Source organism: Kitasatospora albolonga, assembly GCF_039535905.1.
GTDB lineage: Bacteria > Actinomycetota > Actinomycetes > Streptomycetales > Streptomycetaceae > Kitasatospora > Kitasatospora albolonga.
In genome coordinates, this window is sequence record NZ_BAAAYB010000142.1 from 1 (window position 1) to 22,094 (window position 22,094).

Genomic DNA, 22,094 nt, shown 5'->3' on the forward strand with positions numbered 1-22,094 from the left:
TGGTGAGGGCGGCGGCGAGCAGCGTCGGCCAGTGCTGTTCCAGCAGCGAGAGGGAGGGCAGGGCCGCGATGCCGTGCTGCTCCCAGGTGGGGAGCTCGACCTTGGCCAGGGTCAGACCGAGGACCGCGGACAGACCGGTGGCGGCGCCGACCGCGACCAGGGCGGCGGGGATCCTGGTGGCCTGGGCGCCGATCCGCCCGGCCCGTCCCGGGAGGCGGCTCAACCGGGGCCAGCCGAAGAGCAGGACGATCGCCAGCGCGCCGACGGCGAGGGCGGGCAGGTGGGCGGCGGAGAGCTGACCGGGGAGCGCGATCAGGTTGGCCAGGGCGGCGCTCTGCGGGGATCCGCCCAGCACCACGTGGAGTTGGGCGATGGCGATCGTCAGGCCGACGCCGGCGAGCATGCCGTGCACGATGGCGGGGGAGACGGCGAGTGCCGCCCGGGCCACCTTGATGGAGCCCAGCAGCAGCTGGAGCAGGCCGGCGACGACCACGACCGCACAGGTCAGCGACCAGCCGAACTGGGTGATCAGCCCGGCCACGACCACGGTCAGCGCGGCGGACGGACCGGTCACCTGCAGCGGCACTCCGCCGAGCGCGCCGGCGACCAGGCCGCCGACGGCGGCGGCCACCAGGCCGGCGGTGAGCGGAGCGCCGGTGGCCAGGGCGATGCCGAGGGAGAACGGAACGGCGATCAGGAAGACCACGACGGAGGCCGGGAGGTCCCGCAGGAGGGAGGCTCGCGGGGCAGGGGCCCCGGCGGGGGGCGGCGCGTGGTCGGTGGTGTCGGAGGCGATGGGAGCGGAGGAGATGTCGAGGGTCATGGTTGCCCGTCTTTCCGGGGGAACGAACGCAGTCAGGTCCGGGGTGGTGCTCGGGGGATCGGATCGGCTGTCGTGGGTCGCGACGGTGTGGCGGGGATGGTGGTGTCCACCCTTGAACTATCAAGACTCGGTAAACCGAGAGTAATGAGAGCTTTGCACAGCGTAAAATCGAGTGGTAGATCCGAGCGTTGGATTCACTCGAATGGGGAGTAGTCGAACCAGTCGGGAATATGGGAGAGTTCGCGCCCGAGATCGCTGCCGGGAGCGCTGACGGCGCCGCAGCCGGGGGCGTGCCCGGCCGCAGAGCAGACGAGGGCGGCCCCTGTGGGGCCGCCCTCGTGCGTGCGACTGCTGGTCCGACGGGGCGTCAGACGCCTGCGGCATCCAGCCGGCCGGCCCGCGCCGGGCCGAGCGTGAAGCCGCGGTCCACCTGGGTGGCCAGGTCGACGCCGGTCTTGGCGTTGCCCCAGCTCTCCGCGTTCCGCAGGTGGAAGTGGACGGCCTGCTCGGTGTACCGCTGGGGGTCGCGGGCGTCGAACGCCGCGTCGGCCTGCTCGCGCAGCACCTCCAGCACGGCGCGGTTGGCGGGATCCAGTTCGCGCAGTGCGGGCTCTGTGCCCTGCTCCAGGCGGCGCACCCAGTCCGACTGTCCGAAGCTGGCCAGCAGGTCGTCGCCGACCTCGCGACGGAGGAAGGCCAGGTCGTCCGGGCTCTGCACCTTGTTGCCCACCACCCGGAGCGCCACCCCGAAGTCCCGCGCGTACTCCTTGTACTGGCGGTAGACGGAGACGCCCTTCCGGGTGGGCTCGGCGATCAGGAAGGTCAGGTCGAAGCGGGTGAACAGGCCGGAGGCGAAGGAGTCCGAGCCGGCGGTCATGTCCGTCACCACGTACTCGTCCGGGCCGTCCTGCAGGTGGTTCAGCAGGAGCTCGACCGCGCCGACCTTGGAGTGGTAGCAGGCCACGCCGAGGTCCTCCTCGGCGAACGCGCCGGTGGCCAGCAGGCGGACCGAGCCCTCGTCCAGGGCCACCGGCCGCGCGCAGGCGGCGTAGACCGGGTTCTCCTCCACGATCCGCAGCAGTCGGGAGCCCCGGCCCGGCGGAGTGGTCTTGATCATCTCCTCCGCGGAGCGGATCAGCGGGTTCTCCCCGCGCAGGTACTCCTTGATCTCGGGCAGGTGCGCGCCGAGCGAGGGGAGCGCGGCGGCCTGAGCGTCCGTCAGGCCGAGGGCCGGACCGAGGTGTTGGTTGATGTCGGCGTCGACGGCGATCACCGGGCGTCCCGCCGCGGCGAGGTGGCGGATGAACAGTGCGGACAGCGTGGTCTTGCCGCTTCCGCCCTTGCCCACGAAGGCGATCTTCATCTTGGGACTCCGGCTCTCGGGCTGACTCTCGGGCTGGCTGGGGGCCGGATCTCTGGGTCGGCCCTTCTTGGTAACCGTTATCGTCACCGATAGGCGCCATGCTAGCGAGGCCGCAGGGGCGGGGGAGGGCTGGTCGTGCGGATTGCCTCGAACGGGTGATGGCGGGGTTGCTGTGGAGTCCTGGGGGGTGGGTTCATTACCCTCGGGTAGGTGACCACTGGAACTGATCCCCTCGCCCCGCTGGCCGTCCTCCCCGGAGTCCCCGAGGCCGTCGCGGAGGTGCGCAAGGCCGCGGACCGGCTCTACGGGCACCGCGCGATGCGCCGCCGGGCCGCCGAGGTGACCTCGGAGTCGGCCCTGCGCGGGGCCCGGGCCTCGGCGGCGCTGGACGGAGCGGACTGGCCGCTGGAGGAGGTCCGCCGCCGGAGCGACTTCGGGGCCGACGAGCAGGCCCGCGTGGTGGGCGGTGCCCTGCGGGTCTCCGCCGAGGCCGGACAGCTGCTCAGCGTCTGGCGGCACTCGCCGCTCCAGGTGCTCGCCCGCCTCCATCTGCTCGCGACGGGTGAGGGCACCCCGGCGGACCGGGCCGGCCGTCCGCGCCGCGACGGCGAGGCGGCTGAGGAGCTCTTCCCGCTCGAGCTCAAGGCGGTGGAGGGAGCGGCGGTGGACGGCCCGCCCTTCAGCGGCCAGTTGCCGCCCGCGCCCCCCGCCGCAGAGGCGGCCGCCCGGCTGGACCAGCTGGCGCAGTTGCTCGTCGCCCGTGCGGACCGCACCCCCGGGTCGGGCGCGCCCGCGCTCGTGGTGGCCTCCGTGGTGCACGGCGAGCTGCTCGCCCTGCGGCCCTTCGCCTCCCACAACGGTGTCGTCGCGCGCGCCGCCCAGCGCATCGTGATGATCGCCGAAGGCCTGGACCCGAAGGCGATCTGCCCGGTCGAGGTGGGCCTGGCGGAACTGGGCACCGCGGCGTACCAGGAGGCTCTGTTGGGGTACTCGAGCGGCACCGCGGACGGCATGGCGGCGTGGATCGCCCACTGCGGCCGGGCGGCCCTGCTGGGCGTCCGGGAGAGCACCGCGGTCTGCGAGGCCATGCAGCGAGGGATGGTCTGACCGGGGCGGTGCATGTGCGCCCGGGTGATGCTGCCCGGAGCTGAACCGGTCTGACGGTGGCTCAGTCGACCGTGCCGGGAACGTAGTTGCGGCGGCGCCTGATACTTCCGGGCGCCGCCGCTGGTACAGGTACCGGGTGACCAAGCATGCACCGTTTAGTGCCCATCAGGTGGGGATCTCCTGCCCGTTCACCTGGTGCGGCGGCCCGACAGCGGGTCGGCTGCATGTGGGTGCTCAGTTATCTGCACGCGGTCCGTGGGGCCTTGATGTGCGTTGTCGGTTTGACCTTCCTGGGTCCTGACCGGGTCTCGCGGGCCGTAAGTCATTTCTACCGCGATTCGGGGCAAAGGGGAACCCGAAACGGGGCCTTCTTTACCCTTTGTCCGTTTTGGTTGACTGTCCGGATCGGCTCAGGCCGTCGGGTGTCCGCCGCCCGGGCGGCGGCGCTTGGCCGCGTACCAGAGCAGTCCGGCGGTCAGGGTCGCGGCACCGAGGGCGACGGCCAGCAGGGCGGGGCGGCTCGGGGCGCCGAACTCCGGGAGGCGGCGGCGGAGTTCGACCGGCCGCTCGAAGCGGAGCACCGGCCAGTCGCGGGCCACGGCCTCCTTGCGCAGGGCCCGGTCCGGGTTCACCGCCGAGGGGTGGCCGACCGCCTCCAGCAGTGGCAGGTCGGTCGAGGAGTCGCTGTACGCGTAGGAGTTGGCCAGGTCGTAGCCCTCGCGGCCGGCCAGCTCGCGGATCGCCTCGGCCTTGGTCTCGGCGTAGGCGTAGTACTCGATCTCGCCGGTGTAGCGGCCTTCCTCGACCTGCAGCCTGGTCGCGATCACGTGGTCGGCGCCCAGCAGTTGGCCGATCGGCTCGACGACCTCGGAACCGGAACTGCTGACGATCACCACGTCGCGGCCCGCCTGGTGGTGCTGCTCGATCAGCGAGGCGGCCTCGTCGTAGATGATCGGGTCGATCATCCCGTGCAGGGTCTCGGCGACGATCTCGCGCACCTGCTGCACGTTCCAGCCCTTGGTGAGGGCCGAGAGGTACTCGCGCATCCGCTCCATCTGGTCGTGGTCGGCGCCGCCGGCCAGGAACAGGAACTGCGCGTAGGCGCTCTTGAGGACGGCGCGACGGTTGATCAGGCCGCCCTGGTAGAACGGTCGGCTGAACGCCAGGGCGCTGGACTTGGCGATGATCGTCTTGTCCAGGTCGAAGAACGCGGCCGTGCGCGTCGTTCCGAACGGACGGGCGGGCACCGCCGGAGCGGCGGATTCCGGGGCGCGGGCGTCGGCGCCCGGGGTCGGAGCGGGGGCGGAGTTCTCGCCGTGGTCGGCGGTGTCGGCGTTCTCGGTGGTGTCCACGGGATCAGAGGATAGATGGCCGGGTGAAACACCCCGCCATATGGCGTACTCGCGAGCGTGCGGGTTTGTGTTTCTGGGCCTTCGGGTACACCATGGAAGTCACGGATCGTTCGCGACCGTGCTAACCCGGTCCGGCTCCTCCCCCCCGAGTCGGACCGTGGATAGACGACCCCCGCTCTCCCCCCCGGCGGGGGTCGTCGCACGTCCGGGGCCATTTTGCGGGCCTGACGGGCCCTCGGGGGTGGTCGTGGGGGATCTTCGTCCGATGCTGGAGCGCCTGCTGACGGGCTGCTCGCCGACACGACTTCGTCACTCTGCGTGTTGATCCCGGGCTGCGGTTATGCCATGGCTAACCGGCCCCCATTGCCACTGTTCGAAAGCTTCCGGATCTTCTCCGTGACGTCGTCCGTGTCAATTCATTGCGCAATCACCCCCCGTGTGAGTGAACCCGCTTATCCACAGCCCCGAGTTGTCCACAGGCAATCGGGCGGGAACTGACGGGCCGTTCGTTCACCCGCACCGTGGAGTCCGGTCGGGTGCCGCCCGACCGGACCACGCCGGGGAGGCAGCCATGTCGACGCCCACCACCGAACGGCCGGCCCTGCCCGGGCCGTTGATCGTCACCGAGGACGAGACCCTCACGGAGCACCTGCTGAGGCTCTGCGCGGCAGCCGGCACCGACCCGCAGCTGTTCCCGGTGGCACCACCGCCCCGGAGCCTCTGGGAGAAGGCTCCGCTGGTCCTGGTCGGTGACGACCTCGCCGAGCGCTGCACCGGGCTGACCAGGCGGGCCGGGGTGCTACTGCTGGGGCTGGACCTCGACGACTCCGACGTCTGGGTCCGCGCGGTCCAACTCGGAGCCGAGCACGTCCTCTTCCTACCCGACGCGCAGACCTGGCTGCTCGACCGGATCGCCGACGCGGCCGAGGGCGTCGGCACCCCGGCCCTCACCGTGGCGGTGCTCGGTGGCCGGGGCGGGGCCGGTGCCTCCACCCTGGCCTGCGCCCTCGCCGTCACGGCCGCCCGCTCCGGCCACCGCACCATGCTGATCGACGCCGACCCGCTGGGCGGCGGGTTGGACGTGCTGCTCGGGGGAGAGGAGGCCAGCGGCCTGCGCTGGCCCGATCTGGCCGGCTCCCGGGGCCGGGTCAGCGGCACCGAGCTGGCCAAGGCCCTGCCGGCCCTGCACCGCCTGACGGCCCTGTCCTGGGACCGCGGGGACGTCCTGACCGTTCCTCCGGAGGCCATGCGCAGCGTGCTGGCGGCCGCCCGGAGACGGGGAGGCCTGGTGGTGCTCGACCTGCCGCGCCACCTCGACCCGGCCGCCGGGCAGGCCCTCGAACAGTCCGACACCGGGCTGCTGGTGGTACCCGCCGAGCTGCGCGCGATGGCGGCGGCCGACCGGGTCGCGGCCGCCGTCCGGATGAGGCTCGACGACCTGCGCGCCGTGGTCCGGGTGCCTGGCCCGGCCGGGCTGACGGGGGCGGAGGTGGCCCGGGGGCTCCGGATGCGGCTGGCGGGCGAGTTGCCGCCCGAGCCGGGCCTGACGGTGGACGTCGAGCGGGGCTCGCCGCCCGGCATACGCGAGCGGGGCCCGCTGGCCCGGTTCTGCACACGTTTCCTGGCCGAGGCCATGCCGCCCGTCCAGGCACTCGAAGGAGGAGCACAGTGACGGATCGTCAGAGCGAGTCGCAGTGGCCCGGCGAGGCGGCTGCGGGGCGGAGCCGACCGCCCGGAGGAGAGGGCCGGGGCCTCGGGGCCGGTCCGGTGCGGCGGCCGTTGATCGGTCGGCAGCGCACGGGCCCGGGGGACGGCTTCCCCGGAGGCGGGCCCCGCAGTGGTGCGGGTGGCCCCTCGGCTCCGCGGCGGCCGACGGACGACCGGGCGGCCGCGTTGATCGACGCGGTCAGGATCCGGCTGGCCGAGGCCGGGGCCGCGCCCACCGCCGGATCGGTGGCGGCTGCGCTGCGGGCCGCCCGGCCGCCCCTGGGCGGGGACGACGTCCTGGATGCGGTCAGGGTGCTGCGCTCCGAGCTCGTCGGTGCCGGGCCGCTGGACGGTCTGCTCGGTGAGCCGGAGGTGACGGACGTCCTGGTCAACGGACCTGACGAGGTGTGGGTCGACCGGGGAGCGGGGCTGCGACGGGTCCCCGAGGTCCGCTTCACCGACGCCGAGGCGGTGCGGCGGCTGGCCCACCGCCTGGCGACGGCCGCCGGCCGTCGCCTCGACGACGCCCGGCCCTGGGTCGACGCCCGCCTGCCGGACGGGACCCGGCTGCACGCCGTGCTGCCCCCGATCGCCGCCGGCTGCACCCACATCTCACTCCGGATCTGCCGCACCCGCCCGTTCACCCTGGACGAGTTGGTGGCCGGCGGAGCGCTGGCCCCGGCCGGTGCCGAGCTGCTCCGCGCCGTGCTGCGGGCCCGGCTCTCCCTGTTGATCTCCGGCGGGACGGGCACCGGCAAGACCACGCTCCTCGCCGCCCTGCTCGGCCTGGTCGGGCCCGAGGAGCGGATCGTGCTGGCCGAGGACTCGGCGGAGCTCAGCCCCGACCATCCGCACGTCGTCCGGCTCCAGAGCAGGCCGCCGAACCAGGAGGGCCTCGGCGAGCTGACCCTCAAGGACCTGGTGCGCCAGGCCCTGCGGATGCGACCCGACCGAGTGGTGGTCGGGGAGGTCCGGGGCGAGGAGGTGGTCGATCTGCTCTCCGCGCTCAACACCGGTCACGAGGGCGGCTGCGGCACGGTGCACGCCAACACCGCGACGGACGTCCCGGCCCGGCTGGAGGCGCTCGGTTCTCAGGCCGGGCTCGACCGACTGTCCCTCCACAGCCAACTCCGGGCGGCGCTGGACGTGGTGATCCACCTGGTCCGGGACCAGCGGACCGGTCGGCGGAGGGTGGCCGAGTTGCACATGCTGGTCGGCGACGAACGGGGGCTCGCGGTGACCGTCCCGGCCGTGACGTTCACGGCCCAGGGGGAGGTCCTGCCGGGGCCGGGATGGGAGCGGCTGCGCCGCCGCTGTGCGGAGCGGGGCGTCGGGCTGCCGGATCCGGCGGTGTTGCCGGACGGGGCAGCAGCGGGGGCCGGGGCCGCGGACGCGACCCGGGTGCGGGCCGAAGCCGTCGATGCGACGCCGGGGTCGGCGGAGGTGGCGCGGTGAGCCTGCGGCAGATGGAGCTGGTCTGGGTGCTGGCGCTCTGCGGGATCGCGGTGGCGGCGTGGTGCCTGCTGCGCAGCGGCCCCCCGGGTGGTCCTGGAGGGATGTGGGGCCGCCCGTGACGGGAGGGAGCCGACATGACGCCCGGTCACATTCTGGTGGCCGTCGGGGCAGGAGGGGTTGCGGCCGGCCTCTGGCTGGGCCTGCGGCGGCGGGCCAAGGTGGCCCTCCGCGCTCGCGCCCTGCTCGGGGCGGCGGTGGAGGACGGTGGCCTCCGTGGCCGGATGGTGGCGCTCACCACGGCCAAGCCCCGCTGGCTGGTGGTCGAACTCCTCTTGGCCCCGGCCGGGTTGGCGGCCGGACAGCTCACCGGCTCGCCGGTGCCGGTGTTGCTGGCCGTGGCGGGGGTGGTGCCCCTGCGACGTTGGCGGGCACGGCGCCGCAGGGCGGCCGAGGCCCGACGCCGGGCCTCGGCGGTGATCGAGCTCTGCGAGGGGCTGGCCGCGGAGCTGCGCAGCGGTGCGACGGCGGGTCAGGCCCTGGCCATCGTGATGAGCCGTCCCTCGGCGTTGAGGGACGGGCTGGGCGCCGAGCCCGCAGCACGGCTGACGGCCGGGAGGTACGGGGCTGACGTTCCGGCGGCGCTCCGCCTGATCGCCGAACTGCCCGGTGGAAGGGGCGCGGCGGCGCTCGCCGCCTGCTGGCAGGTCACGGCGGAGAGCGGCACCGGGCTCGCCCCCGGGCTCGACCAACTCGCCGACGCGCTCCGGGCGGAGCGCGCACTGGTCGAGGAGATCACCGGAGAGCTGGCGGGGCCGAGGACCACCATCGCCGTGCTGGCAGCCCTGCCCCTGGTCGGCCTGATGCTCGGTGCCGCGCTCGGCGCGGACCCGGTCCGCATCCTGCTGCACACTCCTGCCGGCCTGGTCTGCCTGATCGCCGGCGCGCTGCTGGAGGCGGCCGGTCTGGCGTGGACGGCCAGGATCGTCACGGCCGCCGAGGACGCGCCGGGCCGACGGGAGCGCAGGAGGAGGCGTCCTGCCACCGATGGCGAGGCGGTCGAGGTGGGAGGGGCCGGAGACCCGGGAGGGGAGTGGGGGCGGTGCGGCATCTCCCGGACCGGTGCCGTCGGCGGGGCACAGGACCGGTGGGTCGGGCGGAACGCCCTGCCGGTACAGGCCGAGGCGGCCTGGTGAGGCGGGAGTTGGTGCTGCCGCTGGTGTTCGGCGGGCTGGCGGCGGCCGCGGTCGGTGGCGGAGCCGTGCAGGCTCTCCGGGTCTGGACGGTGCGGCGGCGGATCAGGAAGTGGCAGCGTTCGACCGGGACTCGGCGCGTCCGGCGGCGGGGCGGCGGACGTCTCGGCAGGGCCCTGGCCGCACGCGGGGTCGGTAGGGCAGTACTGCTGGAGCGGGTGGTGCCGGTGGTGGCGGGGCTGCTCGCACTGGTGTTGGTGGGCGGACAGGCCGGCCTGGTGGCGGGGCTGCTCACGGGGCTGGCGGCACGCAGGTGGCTGCCACGGGTCCGGTCCCCGGCCACTCGCCGGGCCGCCGTCGAGCAGGACCGGCTCACCCGCCAACTCCCGCTCACCGCCGAGCTGCTGGCTGCCTGCCTCGGCGCCAGCAGCTCCCCGGCCACCGCCGCAGCGGCCGTCGCCGAGAGCGTGGACGAGCCCATGAGCGGACGGCTGGCCGCGGTGGCCTCCGAGTTGACGCTCGGCGCGCCGCCCGAGGTGTGCTGGGAGCGCCTCGGAGCCGACTGCCCCTCGCTCGCTCCGCTGGCCCGCTGCCTGGTCCGAACGAGCATCAGCGGAGCCCCGCCCACCGCTCCGCTGACCGGCCTGGCACACGCGCACCGGGCCACCGCCTCTCGCGCGGCCCACGCCCGGGTGCGGCGGGCCGGAGTTCTCGCCACCGCACCACTCGGTGTCTGTTTCCTCCCCGCCTTCGTACTGGTGGGGGTGGTGCCCGTGGTGATGGGCCTGACCTCGCTCTTCGCGGCACGGGTCTGAGCTTGCGGGAAGGAGGCGCAGCTCTCGTACCCCGTCGCTCCCTCCACCGTTCCCCTCAACGCCTTCTTGACGTCTTCCAACCATCCCTGTCGACAGAGGAGTTCTGCCATGACGGTACGTGTTGCCCGGAACGCTCACCCCTACCGCGAGGTCCGCGCCCGCCGCCCGCTCGGCGAGAGCCGTCGGATCCGGGTGCTGATGCGCCGACGGCGGAGGTGGCTGACCGTCCGCATCCGTCGCTTGCGGACGGCCCGGGGCGATGCCGGAATGACCACGGCCGAGTACGCCGTGGGGACGGTGGCGGCCTGCGGGTTCGCCGCCCTGCTGTACAAGGTCGTGACCAGCGGAGCGGTCTCGGGCGCCATCAGCGAGCTGCTCGACCGTGCGCTCCATGCCGTCTGATGAGGCATCGGCCCCGGGCGGGCAGGTCCCGCCCGCCCGGGGTGAGCACGGCGCCGGGGAGCGGGGGCCGGGTTGGCCGGACAAACCGCGCGGGCGCCGCCGGCGGGCGGACCGCGGATTCGTGACGGCCGAGACGGCGGTCGCCCTGCCCGCTCTCGTCTTCCTGGTGGCGTTGCTGGTCTGGGGCGTGGTCACGGCGGCGGCTCAGATCAAGTGCGTGGATGCCGCCCGGATCGGCGCACGGGCGGCCGCTCGGGGAGACGGAGGTGCGGTGGGGTTGGCCCGGGCCGCTGCGCCGCCTGGAGCCAGCGTCTCGGTCTCGGTCGGCGGGGAGACCGTCCGGGTCACCGTCGAAGCCCCGAGCCCGGCCCCCGGGCGGCTCGGCGGGATGCTGTCCGTCCGGCTGCACGCCGAGGCGGCGGCGGCCCGGGAGGACGTGATCGGCGCGGAGGGCGGTGGTGGGCCATGGCCGGCCTGAAGGTCGCCAGGAGGTGCGGACTGCCGAGGGGTGACGCACGTTCGGGCGTCAACGGTGCTGGTGACGAGGGGAGGACGCTCGATCGTCGCGGGGCGGGGGATCGGGGCTCGGCGACGATCTGGCTGGTCTCGCTGGCGATGCTCGGTTGCGCCGTCTTCGCCGCCAGCCTGGCGGTGGGCGCGGTGGTGGCCGCCAGGCACCGGGCGGATTCGGCCGCCGATCTGGCGGCGCTGGCCGCCGCCGGGCACCTCATGGTCGACGAGGACGGTGGCTGCGGTCGAGCGGCCCGGATCGCCGGTGAGCACCGGGCGCGGCTGGTGAGCTGTGAGGTGCACGAGAGCATCGACGCGGTGGACGTGGTGGTGGAGGTCCCGATCTCGGGCGTCCCCTGGCCCGTCGGCCCCGCGCGGTCGCGGTCGAGGGCGGGGCCGGTGTGGGCCTGGGGCAATGACGCGGTCGGCAGTACCGCCGTCGAGCACCTGTCGGCCGAGCACCTGTCGGCCGAACCTCTGTCGGCCGAGCCTTTTCCAGGCGTGCCCCTTCCTGCCGAGGCTCTTCCGGGCGTGCCACTCCTGCTCGAGTCCGCACCGGTTGAGCCCGTCACCGTTGCTCCCGGCACCGCCACTGACCCCGCCCCGGTGCCCTCGGTTGCCGCCCGCACCACAGGGGGCCGAGCTGCCTGCGGCAACGAGCTGTCAGAGCGTCAACCGTCCTTCGAGACCTGCCGCCCAGGGGCCCCCGCCAACAGGACGTCCAGCAGCCGAACTGCCGCCGCCTTGTCCAGCGGGTCGTTCCCGTTGCCGCACTTCGGGGACTGCACGCACGACGGGCACCCCCGCTCGCACTCACAGGCCGCGATGGCCTCGCGGGTCGCGGTGAGCCACTGTTCGGCGCCGTGGAAGCCGCGCTCGGCGAAGCCGGCCCCGCCCGAGTGGCCGTCGTACACGAAGACCGTCGGCAGACCGGTGTCCGGGTGCAGCGGCACCGAGACCCCGCCGATGTCCCAGCGGTCGCAGGTCGCGAAGAGCGGGAGGAGGCCGATCGAGGCGTGCTCCGCCGCGTGGGCGGCACCCGGGAGTTGGTCGAACGGGATGACGGCGTCGAGCAGTTGGTCCTCGGTGACGGACCACCAGACGGCCCGGGTGCGCAGGGTCCTGGGCGGGAGGTCGAGCTTGCTCTCACCCAGGACCTCGCCGGTGGAGATGCGCTTGCGCAGGTATCCGACCACCTGGTTGACCACCTCCACCGAACCGAAGCAGAGCCGGGCCTCGCCCCATTCGACGGTGGTGTCGGTGGAGAGCACGGAGATGGAGGTGATGTCCCTGGCGGAGGTGGTGTAGGGCGGGTCGGCCGGTTCGACCAGGGCGACCGAGGTCTCCAGGTCGAGGTCCTGCACCAGGTAGGTACGGCCCTGGTGGAGGTGTACCGCTCCGGTGTGCACGGTGGTGTGGGCGGCGGCCGCGTCCACGGTGCCGAGCAGCCGGCCGGTCGAACCCTCCACGATCTGCACGGGGTTGCCGCCGCTGCCCCTCAGGTCCACGGCGTCGGCGGCCCGCTCCCGGCGGGTCCAGTACCAGGAGCCGTCCGTCCGGCGCCGGAGCAGCCCGCGCTTCTCCAGCACCGGCAGCAGCGGCTCCGCGGACGGTCCGAACAGCGTCAGGTCCTCGGCGCCGAGCGGGAGTTCGGCGGCGGCCGCGCACAGGTGCGGGGCGAGCACGTGCGGGTTGTCCGGGTCGAGGACGGTGGCCTCCACCGGGGTGTCGAACAGGGCCTCCGGGTGGTGCACCAGGTAGGTGTCCAGCGGGTCGTCCCGGGCGATCAGCACGGCGAGCGCGCCCTGGGCCTCACGTCCGGCCCGGCCGGCCTGCTGCCAGAGCGAGGCGCGGGTGCCGGGATAGCCGGCCATCAGGACGGCGTCCAGACCGGAAACGTCCACGCCGAGTTCGAGTGCGGAAGTGGAGGCCAGGCCGAGCAGTCGGCCGGAGTGCAGGGCCTGTTCGAGCCCTCGGCGCTCCTCGGCCAGGTAGCCGCCGCGGTAGGCGGCGACCCGGGAGGCCAGCGGGTTGCCGAGCTGCTCCTGCGCCTGGAGGGCGACCAGTTCGGCGGCCCGCCGTGAGCGGACGAAGACCACCGTGCGGGTGCCCTGTTCGACCAGGTCGGTCAGCAGGTACCCGGCCTCGGCGGTGGCGGTGCGGCGCACCGGGGCGCCCTGCTCGCCGACGTTCTCGGTGAGCGGCGGCTCCCAGAGGGCGAAGACCAGCGGTCCGCGCGGTGAGGCGTCCTCGGTCACCGCCACCGCCGGCAGCCCGGTCAGTCGCCGCGCGGTGACGGCGGGGTCGGCGGTGGTGGCGGAGGCGAGCAGGAAGGTGGGGGAGGAGCCGTAGCGGGCGCAGAGCCGTCGCAGTCGTCGCAGCACCTGGGCGACGTGCGAGCCGAAGACGCCGCGGTACGTGTGGCACTCGTCGATGACCACGTACTTCAGGGTCTTGAGGAAGGAGGCCCAGCGCGGGTGCGCGGGCAGTATCCCCCGGTGCAGCATGTCGGGGTTGGTCAGGACGTAGGAGGCGTACTGGCGCACCCACTCGCGTTCCTCGAACGGGGTGTCCCCGTCGTAGAGGGCGGCCCGCACCCGGCCGGGGGCGAGTTCGGACGCGCGGCGGCGCTGGTCGGCGGCGAGGGCCTTGGTCGGTGCCAGGTAGAGCGCGGTGGCGCCGCGGCCGTTGCGCGCCTCGGTGCCGCTGAGCAGCTCGCTGAGCACCGGCGCCAAGTAGCCGAGCGACTTGCCCGAGGCGGTGCCTGTGGCCAGCACCACAGTTTGGCCGGATTGCGCCAATTCCATCGCCTCGGCCTGATGGGCCCACGGCTCGGTGATGCCGAGCTCCCCGGCAGCGGCCACGATCTCGGGGCGGATGCCTTCCGGCCACGGTGCGTACCGGGCGGGCCGGGCTGCCATGTGCTCCGTATGGGTGAGGCGGTCAGCCCTGCCACGGCTCGTGGACAGGGTGGTCAGCAGGGCCTCTGGCTGGTGATGACGGGGCGGCATGAGCAGCCAGTGTGTCACTGCCGTGGCGGAGAATCGCGCCAAGCCATCGTGCGGGCATGGTCACAGGTGGTTGAATGAAGCCGTGACGGCCGCATGGCCGAGGGTTGCATCGCCGCGCTCGTACACGAGACCAGCGGCCGTGCCGTGCCCGGCCTTGCGACCAAGCGGTGGCGGCCACCCGGCGAGGATCGCAATGACGTAGCAAGGCAAGGTGCTGGAGGTTCCGTGGACCTGTCCCTGTCGACCCGCACTGTCGGCGACCGTACGGTCGTCGAGGTTGGCGGCGAGATCGATGTGTACACCGCCCCCAAGCTGCGCGAGCAGCTGGTCGAGCTCGTCAACGAGGGCAACTACCACCTGGTCGTCGACATGGAGGGCGTGGACTTCCTGGACTCGACCGGTCTCGGTGTCCTGGTCGGCGGTCTCAAGCGCGTCCGCGCGCACGAGGGTTCGCTCCGCCTGGTGTGCAACCAGGAGCGCATCCTGAAGATCTTCCGGATCACCGGTCTGACCAAGGTCTTCCCGATCCACACGTCGGTGGACGACGCGGTCGCGGCGAACGACTGACGGGTGCTCAGGCACCCTCGCCTGGTGGACTGACCAGGCGTCAGGGCCGTTCCGGCACGGGCCGGGCGGTGCTGATCTGCCGTCAGCGGCGCGGTTCGGGGCTCCGGTTCCGCCCCGCTCCGTTCGACGGCGCCCATAGAAGCTCACTCGCACACCGGCGGGGCCACTGCGGCCCCGCCGGTGGCGGATGGTGGGCGACTGCCCCGGCGCGGCGCCGTCCGGCCCGCGCGAGCCCGGGGTGCGATCCCGGGCACGATCCCGGAGGGGAAGACAATGGCAACGGTCGAACTTCGGTTCAGCGCACTTCCCGAGCACGTGCGGACGGCCCGTCTGGTGGCCGCGGCGGTGGCGAGGCGCGCCGGAGTCGATGAGTCGGTGCTCGACGAGGTCCGGCTCGCGGTCGGCGAGGCCTGTTCACGGGCGGTCGGCCTGCACCAGCGCGGTGGTGTCGACGGCGCGGTCCGGGTTGCGCTCACCGACCAGGAGAAGCGTTTCCTCATCGAGGTCGAGGACGAGGCCGGCGCCGCCGGTCTGCCGCCGGTCGGCAGCGACGCCGAGGAGGCCGGGGAGGACGCCGAGGACGCGCTCGGGCTGGCGGTGATCACCGGCCTGGTCGAGGACGTCGAGGTGACCTCGGGGGCCAGCGGCGGGTTGATCCGGATGAGCTGGCCGCTGTCGCCGGAGCTCGACGAGTTCTGAGTCCTCGCCTGCCGGGTCCGGTCCGACCCCGGGGCTCCCAACCCCTGGGGCTCCCGCCCCGGGCCCCAGGTGCTCTCGGCCACCCCGAGGGCATTGACAAACTGTTGAAGGTGGCTGTTCCCTGCTCTCGGCGCGATCGGATCCGTTTCGAGAGAAGGACACCTTCCCCATGCGCATCCGCATCCTCTGGCCGGCCGGGCACACCACGGCCACGTTGAGGCGCACCCCCACGTCCGAGGCGCTCTGGGCGGCGCTCCCGATCACCTCGTCCGCGAACACCTGGGGCGAGGAGGTCTACTTCGGCACGCCCGTCGCCGCGTCGGTCGAGGAGGACGCGGCCCAGGTGGTCGAGCCCGGCACCGTCGCGTTCTGGACCGAGGGCGACAGCCTGGCGCTGCCCTACGGCCCGACGCCGGTCTCGCGCGGCGGCGAGTGCCGGCTCGCCAGCCCCTGCAACCTGCTGGGCGCCCTGGACGGCGATCCCGCCGTGCTGCGCACCGTCCGCCCCGGGGACGTGATCCGGGTGGAGCGGGCCTGAGCCCGGGCGGTGCCGTGTAGGTTCGCAGCGTGAAGTTCGAGAAGCGGCTGTGGGCCGCACCCGTGCTGGGCCTGACACTGGCGGTGGGCGCCGTCGGCTGCGGCGGCGACGACAACTCCGGCGCCGCGCTCGACTCCTGGGCGAAGACCGTCTGCGACGCCGCCCATGACCCGATCGCGCAGTCCACGGCCGCGCTCGACGACAGCGGCAAGGTCGTCCCGGGGGAGGCGCCGGCCGACCTGCAGAAGCGGCTCGCCGCCGACCTCGGGACGCTGGCGCAGACCAACCAGCAGCTGGCGGACGCGATCGCCAAGGCGGGCGTGCCGAAGATCGGTGACGGCGCCAAGGTCCAGCAGGGTGCGACGGAGGAGCTCAAGCAGGCCGCCCAGGGTTACCTGGACGTCCAGCAGAAGCTGACCGCGCTGCCCAACGGGGACCAGGCGAAGTTCGCCGACGGTCTGCGCAGCGTCAGCGACCAGATCCAGCGGCTGGCCCAGCAGTCCACGGCCGCGCTCAACACGCTCCAGAGCGGCGAGCTCGGCGCGGCGATCTCCAAGCAGACCGGCTGCAAGCCCTCCCCGGCTCCGGCGGGAAGCCAGCCGGCCGCCGGTCAGACACCGGGCCAGGACGGCGGTCAGACGCCCGCCCCCAGCACTACGCCGACGGACGGTCAGGGCGGCGGCCAGGCGGGCGGACAGTCGCCCGCGGCGGGCCAGTCCCCGACCGCCGGGCAGTCGGCCGCAGCGACCCCCTCGGCGACGCCGAGCAGCTGACCCCGGCGGTCGCCTCCCGGCTCGTAGCCGCGTCTGCCTCCCGCCCCGCGCCCGGGCTGCGGCCTGCCCCCGGCCTGCGGCCCGGTTGCGGCCTGCCTTCCGACCCGCGGCCGGGGCGCGGCCCCGTCGGCAGGCGGGAGAATGGGGCGGTGACCAGTAGCAGCCCTGTGCTTGACCATGCCCGCCTCGCGAAGCTGCGCGAGGCGCTGCTCGCCGCCTCCTACACCGCTGACGGGTGCCTCGACCTGCTCGGGCCGACCGCGTACGCCGCGCTCGCCCGGAGCGAGGCCGTGCCCGCGCTGCGGGCGACCGGGGGCGGCAGCCCGTTGGAGACCCTGGTGCGGCTGTTCCTGCTGCAGCAGCCGGTCCCGTACGCGGCCGCTGCCGCCGCGCTGCCGGTGGAGGACTGCCTGACGGACCGTTGGCTGGCCCGGGACGGCGAGCAGGTGCGGGCCACCGTGGACGTGCGCCCGTACGCCAACGAGGTGGCGGGTCTGCCGAGTGCGGACGCCTGGGTGGTCTCGGACCTGGGCTGCGCCGTCGGCGGAGCGGGCGGCATCGGCTCCGGCGAGACCGCGCACGGGGTGGCCCGCAAGGACCTGGTGCTCGGGGTCGGCGGGGCCTCCACCACCTTGGCCAACCTGGCGGTGCGGCGTCCGGTGCGCCGGGCGCTCGACCTGGGCTCCGGTTCGGGCGTGCAGGCGCTGCACACCGCCCGGCACGCGCAGCAGGTCACCGCGACCGACCTCAACCCGCGCGCGCTGCACTTCACCGCGCTGACCCTGGCGCTCTCCGGCTTCGAGAACGCGGAGACCGCCGAGGGCAGCCTGTTCGAGCCGGTCGGGGACGGGAGGTTCGACCTGATCGTCTCCAACCCGCCCTTCGTGATCTCGCCCGGCAGCCGCTTCGTCTACCGGGACGGCGGGATGGCGGGCGACGAGCTCTGCCGTTCGATCGTCCGGGGCGCGGCCGCGCACCTGGAGCCCGGCGGGTACTGCCACCTGCTGGCGAACTGGCAGCACGTCAAGGGCGAGGACTGGCACGACCGGGTGGCCGGCTGGGTGGCCGGGACGGGCCTGGACGCCTGGGTGGTGCAGCGCGACGTCCAGGACGTGGCCCACTACGCGGAGCTCTGGCTGCGCGACGGCGGGGACCACCGCGGCCCCGGTTCCGACTACCAGGCCCGGTACGGCGAGTGGTTGGACGCCTTCGAGGCGGGCGGCGTCGAGGGCGTCGGGTTCGGCTGGATCACCCTGCGGGCGGGCGGTGCGGAGCAGCCGACGGTCCGGATCGAGGAGTGGCCGCACCCGGTGGAGCAGCCGCTCGGCCCGCACATCGAGGACTGGTTCGGCAGGCAGGACTTCCTGCGCGCCCACGACGACGCCGCGCTGCTGGCGGCCCGGTACCAGCTCGCCGACGAGGTGGTGCAGGAGCAGGTCGGCGCCCCCGGCGCGGAGGACCCCGAGCACGTGATCCTCCGTCACAACCGGGGCATGCGCCGGGCGACCAAGGTGGACACCGTCGGCGCCGGCTTCGTCGGGGTCTGCGACGGCACGCTGGCGGCGGGCGAGATCGTGGACGCCATCGCCCAACTGCTCGGCGAGGACCGGGTGGTGCTGCGGGACCGGGTGCCGGAGTCGCTGCGGCTGCTGACCGAGCAGGGGTTCATCGAGCCGGTGGGGTGACGGTGCGCGGCCGGGGCCGCGCAGTTGTCCACAGGCGGTGGACAGCGGGCGGCCCCGGCGGTGTTCGAATGTGCGGGCGGTGCGGTGCGGGCCCGTCGGACGGCCACCAGGGTGTCTGCGGCGATCCGTCATCTCCGGTTCACCTCCGGGTGGCCCCCGCTTCGGTGGGCGTACGACACCCGGCCGCCCGTGCCTGCCAGCCTCCTGTCCACAGGCTGTGGACGAGGCGGGGCCGGTGGAGGGGCGGGGCGATGGAGACGCCGACGGCGTTGGCGGCAGGGGTGGTACTCACGGCGTTCGGTGGCGCGCTGCTGCTCTGGTGCGCGGTCGAACTGCGACTTCGCCACCGCCTGCGCCGCCACGGCGTGCCCGCCACCGCCCGGGTGGTCGCGGACCACGACGCCTTCGGTGAGCACCGCGTCGACACCTACGGCGAGCTGGACAGCGCTCCACTGCTCTCCGTCCCGACCGGTCCGGACCGTTCGGTGCTGACCAGGCCGCGCGGGCAGACCCCGTTGCGGCGTCCGGCCTGGCTGACGCCCGGGACGGCGGTGCAGGTCCGGTACGACGCCCGGCGGCCGAACCGCGTGGTGCTGGCGGCCGGCTCGGCCGGTTCGGCGGTCCCCGGCGACGTGCTCTGGCTGCTGCTCGGCACCAGCGCACTGGCCGGCGGTCTCAGCCTGCTCGGCGAGGTGCTCGCCCGGTAGGTCCCGGTGGATGGGGTGCGTACGCCCCCCGGCAATCGGTGCGGATGCGAACCAGCCGCTTCCCGTCGGAGTGAGGCGGGCGTGCGGGGCTGTCCCTCCGTCGCCTTCCTCCTCGTGCGGCCTGCTCGCTGAACGGTCGTCCGCGTCCGGAATCCGACTCCCGGAGGGCCCTGCACCCCCCTCCGCGCGGCGGGAACGCTCCTCATCGGGTTACCGTTCGAGTGGCGTAGGTCGGCCTTGCCGGTGAAAAAGTGCGATCCGTTCGTTTGACAAGGGTGGCCAGGGTACGGTCACACTCCGCTGGTGGGGCCGTCGCGGAGCGGCAGCTCCACACGGCGGGGAGGACGGGATTTTTCGCGCTCTTCCCGGCCGCCACGCGCCGCCCAGCAGACGTTAACGACCGGGAGAGAAGAGCGAAGGTGTCCCCGAGCAGCGAGACCGCGCACGGCAAGCGACTCGTCATCGTCGAGTCGCCGGCCAAGGCCAAGACGATCAAGGGCTACCTGGGCCCCGGCTACGTCGTCGAGGCCAGCGTGGGGCACATCCGCGACCTCCCCGGCACGGCCGCCGAGGTGCCGGACAAGTACACCGGCGAGGTGCGCCGCCTCGGCGTCGACGTGGACCACGACTTCGCTCCGATCTACGTGGTGAACGCGGACAAGAAGTCGCAGGTCACCAAGCTCAAGTCGCTGCTCGCGGAGTCCGACGAGCTCTTCCTCGCCACCGATGAGGACCGCGAGGGCGAGGCCATCGCGTGGCACCTCCAGCAGGTCCTGAAGCCCAAGGTGCCGGTGCACCGGATGGTCTTCCACGAGATCACCAAGGACGCCATCCAGGAGGCCGTGCGCAACCCGCGCGAGCTGAACCAGCGCCTGGTGGACGCCCAGGAGACCCGCCGCATCCTCGACCGCCTCTACGGCTACGAGGTCTCGCCGGTGCTCTGGAAGAAGGTCATGCCGAAGCTCTCGGCGGGCCGCGTGCAGTCCGTCGCCACCCGGCTGGTGGTCGAGCGCGAGCGCGAGCGGATGGCGTTCCGCACCGCCTCGTACTGGGACCTGACCGGCACCTTCGGCACCGGCCGCACCGCGGTGGACGCCGCCAACCCGGAGTCCTTCGGCGCCCGGCTCTCCCAGGTGGACGGCAAGCGGATCGCCAGCGGCCGCGACTTCGGTTCGGACGGGCAGCTGAAGGCCGCGAGCACCAACACGCTGCACCTGGACGAGACGGCCGCCCGCGCGCTGGCCGCGGCCCTGGAGCAGACCGCGTTCTCGGTGCGCAGCGTCGAGTCCAAGCCGTACCGCCGCTCGCCGTACGCGCCGTTCCGCACCACCACGCTCCAGCAGGAGGCCAGCCGCAAGCTGGGCTTCGGCGCCAAGCGCACCATGCAGGTGGCCCAGAAGCTGTACGAGAACGGCTTCATCACCTACATGCGAACCGACTCGACCACGCTCTCGGACACCGCGATCGCGGCCGCCCGGGCCCAGGTCACCCAGCTCTACGGTGCCGACTACCTGCCGGACGCCCCGCGCACCTACGCCTCCAAGGTCAAGAACGCCCAGGAGGCGCACGAGGCGATCCGCCCCTCCGGCGACCGCTTCCGGACCCCGGCCGAGACCGGTCTGAGCAGCGACGAGTTCCGGCTCTACGAGCTGATCTGGATGCGCACCGTCGCCTCCCAGATGAAGGACGCCGTCGGCCAGTCGGTGACGGTCAAGGTCGGCGGCCGGGCCGCCACCGGGCAGGACGTGGAGTTCTCCGCCTCCGGCAAGATCATCACCTTCCACGGCTTCCTCAAGGCCTACGTCGAGGGCGCCGACGACCCGAACGCCGAGCTGGACGACCGCGAGCGCCGGCTGCCCCAGGTCACCGAGGGCGACCCGCTGGCCGCCGAGCAGCTCAACCCCGAGGGCCACTCGACCAAGCCGCCGGCCCGCTACACCGAGGCCTCGCTGGTCAAGGAGCTCGAGGACCGGGAGATCGGCCGCCCGTCGACCTACGCGTCGATCATCGACACGATCATCAACCGGAAGTACGTCTTCAAGAAGGGCACCGCACTGGTCCCCTCCTTCCTGTCGTTCGCCGTGGTGAACCTGCTGGAGAAGCACTTCGGCCGGCTGGTCGACTACGACTTCACCGCCAAGATGGAGGACGACCTCGACCGGATCGCGGCCGGTGAGGCCGAGTCCGTGCCGTGGCTCAAGCGCTTCTACTTCGGCGAGGGCGAGGGTGCCGCGATCGCGGGCGGCGCGGCCGACGCGGGCAACGGCGACGGCGACCACCTCGGCGGGCTCAAGGAACTGGTCACCGACCTCGGCGCGATCGACGCCCGGGAGATCAGCTCGTTCCCGCTGAACGAGGAGATCACCCTGCGGGTCGGCCGCTACGGCCCGTACGTGGAGAAGGCCTCGCCGGTCGAGGGCGAGCCCGGCCAGCGCGCCGACATCCCGGACGAGCTGCCGCCGGACGAGCTGACCATCGAGCTGGCCGAGGAGCTGCTGGCCAAGCCCAGCGGCGACTTCGAGCTGGGCAAGGACCCGGAGTCCGGCAACATGCTGGTCGCCAAGGACGGCCGCTACGGCCCGTACGTCACCGAGATCCTGCCCGAGGGCACCCCGAAGACCGGCAAGAACGCGGTCAAGCCGCGCACCGCCTCGCTGCTCAAGACGATGTCCCTGGACACCGTCACGCTGGCCGACGCGCTGATGCTGCTCTCGCTGCCCCGGGTGGTCGGCACCGACGCCGAGGGCGTGGAGATCACCGCGCAGAACGGCCGCTACGGCCCGTACCTCAAGAAGGGGACCGACTCGCGCTCGCTGACCAGCGAGGAGCAGATGTTCACGGTCACCCTCGAGGAGGCGCTGGCGATCTACGCCCAGCCGAAGCAGCGCGGCCGCGCCGCCGCCGCGCCGCCGCTCAAGGAGCTGGGCACCGACCCGGTCAGCGAGCGACCGGTGGTGGTCAAGGACGGCCGTTTCGGAGCGTACGTGACCGACGGGGAGACCAACGCGACGCTCCGCAAGGACGACTCGGTGGAGGGCATCACCCCGGAGCGCGGCTACGAGCTGCTGGCCGAGAAGCGGGCCCGCGGGCCGGTGAAGAAGGCGGCCAAGAAGGCTCCGGCGAAGAAGGCGGCGGCCAAGAAGACCACCACCGCCAAGAAGACCACCACGGCGAAGAAGACGGCCGCCAAGAAGACCACGGCGGCCGGGACCACGGCGAAGAAGACCGCCGCCAAGAAGGTCGCGGCGAAGAAGGCGGCGGCTCCCGAGCAGGAGTGAGCAGGACCGGGCAGGACTGAGCAGGACCGAGTAGGACCGAGCAGGACGCTCCACGACGAGGGCCCGCACTCCGGTGCGGGCCCTCGTCGCGTGCGGGGAGGGCGGGCTCGCT

The 22,094-nt window shown here is 73.4% G+C and carries 19 protein-coding genes and 1 pseudogene; 16 read left to right on the forward strand and 4 right to left on the reverse strand.

All coding sequences use genetic code 11. The features are described from left to right. Window positions 1-823 (reverse strand): SulP family inorganic anion transporter (locus tag ABD946_RS34480; protein WP_345289603.1); only part of this gene is annotated, 823 nt, incomplete at its 3' end. 367 nt (window positions 824-1,190) lie between these two features. Next, complete coding sequence (locus tag ABD946_RS34485) at window positions 1,191-2,186, reverse strand: ATP-binding protein (protein ID WP_345289605.1); 996 nt, start codon at window positions 2,184-2,186, stop codon at window positions 1,191-1,193. Between the two features lie 210 nt (window positions 2,187-2,396). Here ABD946_RS34485 and ABD946_RS34490 point away from each other — a divergent pair, with 210 nt between their 5' ends. Continuing rightward, a complete protein-coding gene (locus ABD946_RS34490) occupies window positions 2,397-3,293 on the forward strand; it encodes a Fic family protein (RefSeq protein ID WP_345289606.1) in 897 nt (298 codons plus the stop codon). 410 nt (window positions 3,294-3,703) lie between these two features. On the opposite strand, the gene ABD946_RS34495 is transcribed toward ABD946_RS34490, so the two are convergent. Then, a complete protein-coding gene (locus ABD946_RS34495) occupies window positions 3,704-4,540 on the reverse strand; it encodes an HAD family hydrolase (RefSeq protein WP_345289624.1) in 837 nt (278 codons plus the stop codon). Between the two features lie 676 nt (window positions 4,541-5,216). On the opposite strand from ABD946_RS34495, the gene ssd reads away from it, so the two are divergent. The 8 genes and pseudogenes from ssd to ABD946_RS34535 all read left to right on the forward strand — a co-directional run. Next, entirely contained in the window at window positions 5,217-6,317 is a 1,101-nt protein-coding gene (ssd, locus tag ABD946_RS34500) for a septum site-determining protein Ssd (protein WP_345289607.1), read from the forward strand. Between the two features lie 221 nt (window positions 6,318-6,538). After that, window positions 6,539-7,807 (forward strand): TadA family conjugal transfer-associated ATPase, encoded by a 1,269-nt coding sequence (locus tag ABD946_RS34505; protein WP_345289625.1) that lies wholly within the window; start codon window positions 6,539-6,541, stop codon window positions 7,805-7,807. Beyond that, window positions 7,804-7,926, forward strand: coding sequence for a hypothetical protein (locus ABD946_RS34510; RefSeq protein ID WP_345289608.1), 123 nt, complete (start codon window positions 7,804-7,806; stop codon window positions 7,924-7,926). The genes ABD946_RS34505 and ABD946_RS34510 overlap by 4 nt, the downstream gene beginning before the upstream one ends. A 15-nt stretch (window positions 7,927-7,941) precedes the next feature. Further along, on the forward strand, window positions 7,942-9,000 hold the full coding sequence (locus ABD946_RS34515) for a type II secretion system F family protein (protein ID WP_345289609.1): 1,059 nt from the start codon (window positions 7,942-7,944) through the stop codon (window positions 8,998-9,000). Beyond that, window positions 8,997-9,812 carry a type II secretion system F family protein gene (locus ABD946_RS34520; protein WP_345289610.1) on the forward strand — a complete coding sequence of 272 codons (816 nt, stop codon included), beginning with the start codon at window positions 8,997-8,999 and terminating at the stop codon, window positions 9,810-9,812. The genes ABD946_RS34515 and ABD946_RS34520 overlap by 4 nt, the downstream gene beginning before the upstream one ends. Window positions 9,813-9,920: 108 nt before the next feature. Then, on the forward strand, window positions 9,921-10,214 hold the full coding sequence (locus ABD946_RS34525; protein ID WP_380149897.1) for a DUF4244 domain-containing protein: 294 nt from the start codon (window positions 9,921-9,923) through the stop codon (window positions 10,212-10,214). 121 nt (window positions 10,215-10,335) lie between these two features. Next, window positions 10,336-10,692 (forward strand): TadE family type IV pilus minor pilin, encoded by a 357-nt coding sequence (locus tag ABD946_RS34530; protein ID WP_345289611.1) that lies wholly within the window; start codon window positions 10,336-10,338, stop codon window positions 10,690-10,692. Further along, a pseudogene (locus ABD946_RS34535) lies at window positions 10,680-11,111 on the forward strand (Rv3654c family TadE-like protein); the annotation flags it as partial. The gene ABD946_RS34530 and the pseudogene ABD946_RS34535, both read left to right, overlap by 13 nt. 284 nt (window positions 11,112-11,395) lie before the next feature. Here ABD946_RS34535 and ABD946_RS34540 read toward each other — a convergent pair. Next, on the reverse strand, window positions 11,396-13,735 hold the full coding sequence (locus tag ABD946_RS34540) for a DEAD/DEAH box helicase (protein ID WP_345289612.1): 2,340 nt from the start codon (window positions 13,733-13,735) through the stop codon (window positions 11,396-11,398). A 225-nt stretch (window positions 13,736-13,960) separates the two neighbouring features. On the opposite strand from ABD946_RS34540, the gene bldG reads away from it, so the two are divergent. The 7 genes from bldG (at window position 13,961) to topA (ending at window position 21,982) form a co-directional block, all read left to right on the forward strand. Continuing rightward, the gene (gene bldG, locus ABD946_RS34545) at window positions 13,961-14,302 is read left to right on the forward strand and encodes an anti-sigma factor antagonist BldG (RefSeq protein WP_345289613.1); all 342 of its coding nucleotides are present in this window, start codon (window positions 13,961-13,963) and stop codon (window positions 14,300-14,302) included. A 273-nt stretch (window positions 14,303-14,575) separates the two neighbouring features. Continuing rightward, the gene (locus ABD946_RS34550; RefSeq protein ID WP_345289614.1) at window positions 14,576-15,001 is read left to right on the forward strand and encodes an ATP-binding protein; all 426 of its coding nucleotides are present in this window, start codon (window positions 14,576-14,578) and stop codon (window positions 14,999-15,001) included. 169 nt (window positions 15,002-15,170) lie between these two features. Further along, window positions 15,171-15,539, forward strand: coding sequence for a cyclophilin-like fold protein (locus ABD946_RS34555; RefSeq protein ID WP_345289615.1), 369 nt, complete (start codon window positions 15,171-15,173; stop codon window positions 15,537-15,539). Between the two features lie 29 nt (window positions 15,540-15,568). Further along, window positions 15,569-16,312: a hypothetical protein gene (locus ABD946_RS34560; RefSeq protein ID WP_345289616.1), complete on the forward strand. Its 744-nt coding sequence runs from the start codon at window positions 15,569-15,571 to the stop codon at window positions 16,310-16,312. A gap of 149 nt (window positions 16,313-16,461) precedes the next feature. Continuing rightward, window positions 16,462-17,997, forward strand: coding sequence for a DUF7059 domain-containing protein (locus tag ABD946_RS34565; protein ID WP_345289617.1), 1,536 nt, complete (start codon window positions 16,462-16,464; stop codon window positions 17,995-17,997). A 251-nt stretch (window positions 17,998-18,248) separates the two neighbouring features. Continuing rightward, window positions 18,249-18,704 (forward strand): DUF3592 domain-containing protein, encoded by a 456-nt coding sequence (locus tag ABD946_RS34570; protein ID WP_345289618.1) that lies wholly within the window; start codon window positions 18,249-18,251, stop codon window positions 18,702-18,704. Between the two features lie 419 nt (window positions 18,705-19,123). Then, window positions 19,124-21,982 (forward strand): type I DNA topoisomerase, encoded by a 2,859-nt coding sequence (gene topA, locus ABD946_RS34575; protein WP_345289619.1) that lies wholly within the window; start codon window positions 19,124-19,126, stop codon window positions 21,980-21,982. The last annotated feature ends 112 nt before the right edge of the window (window positions 21,983-22,094 follow it).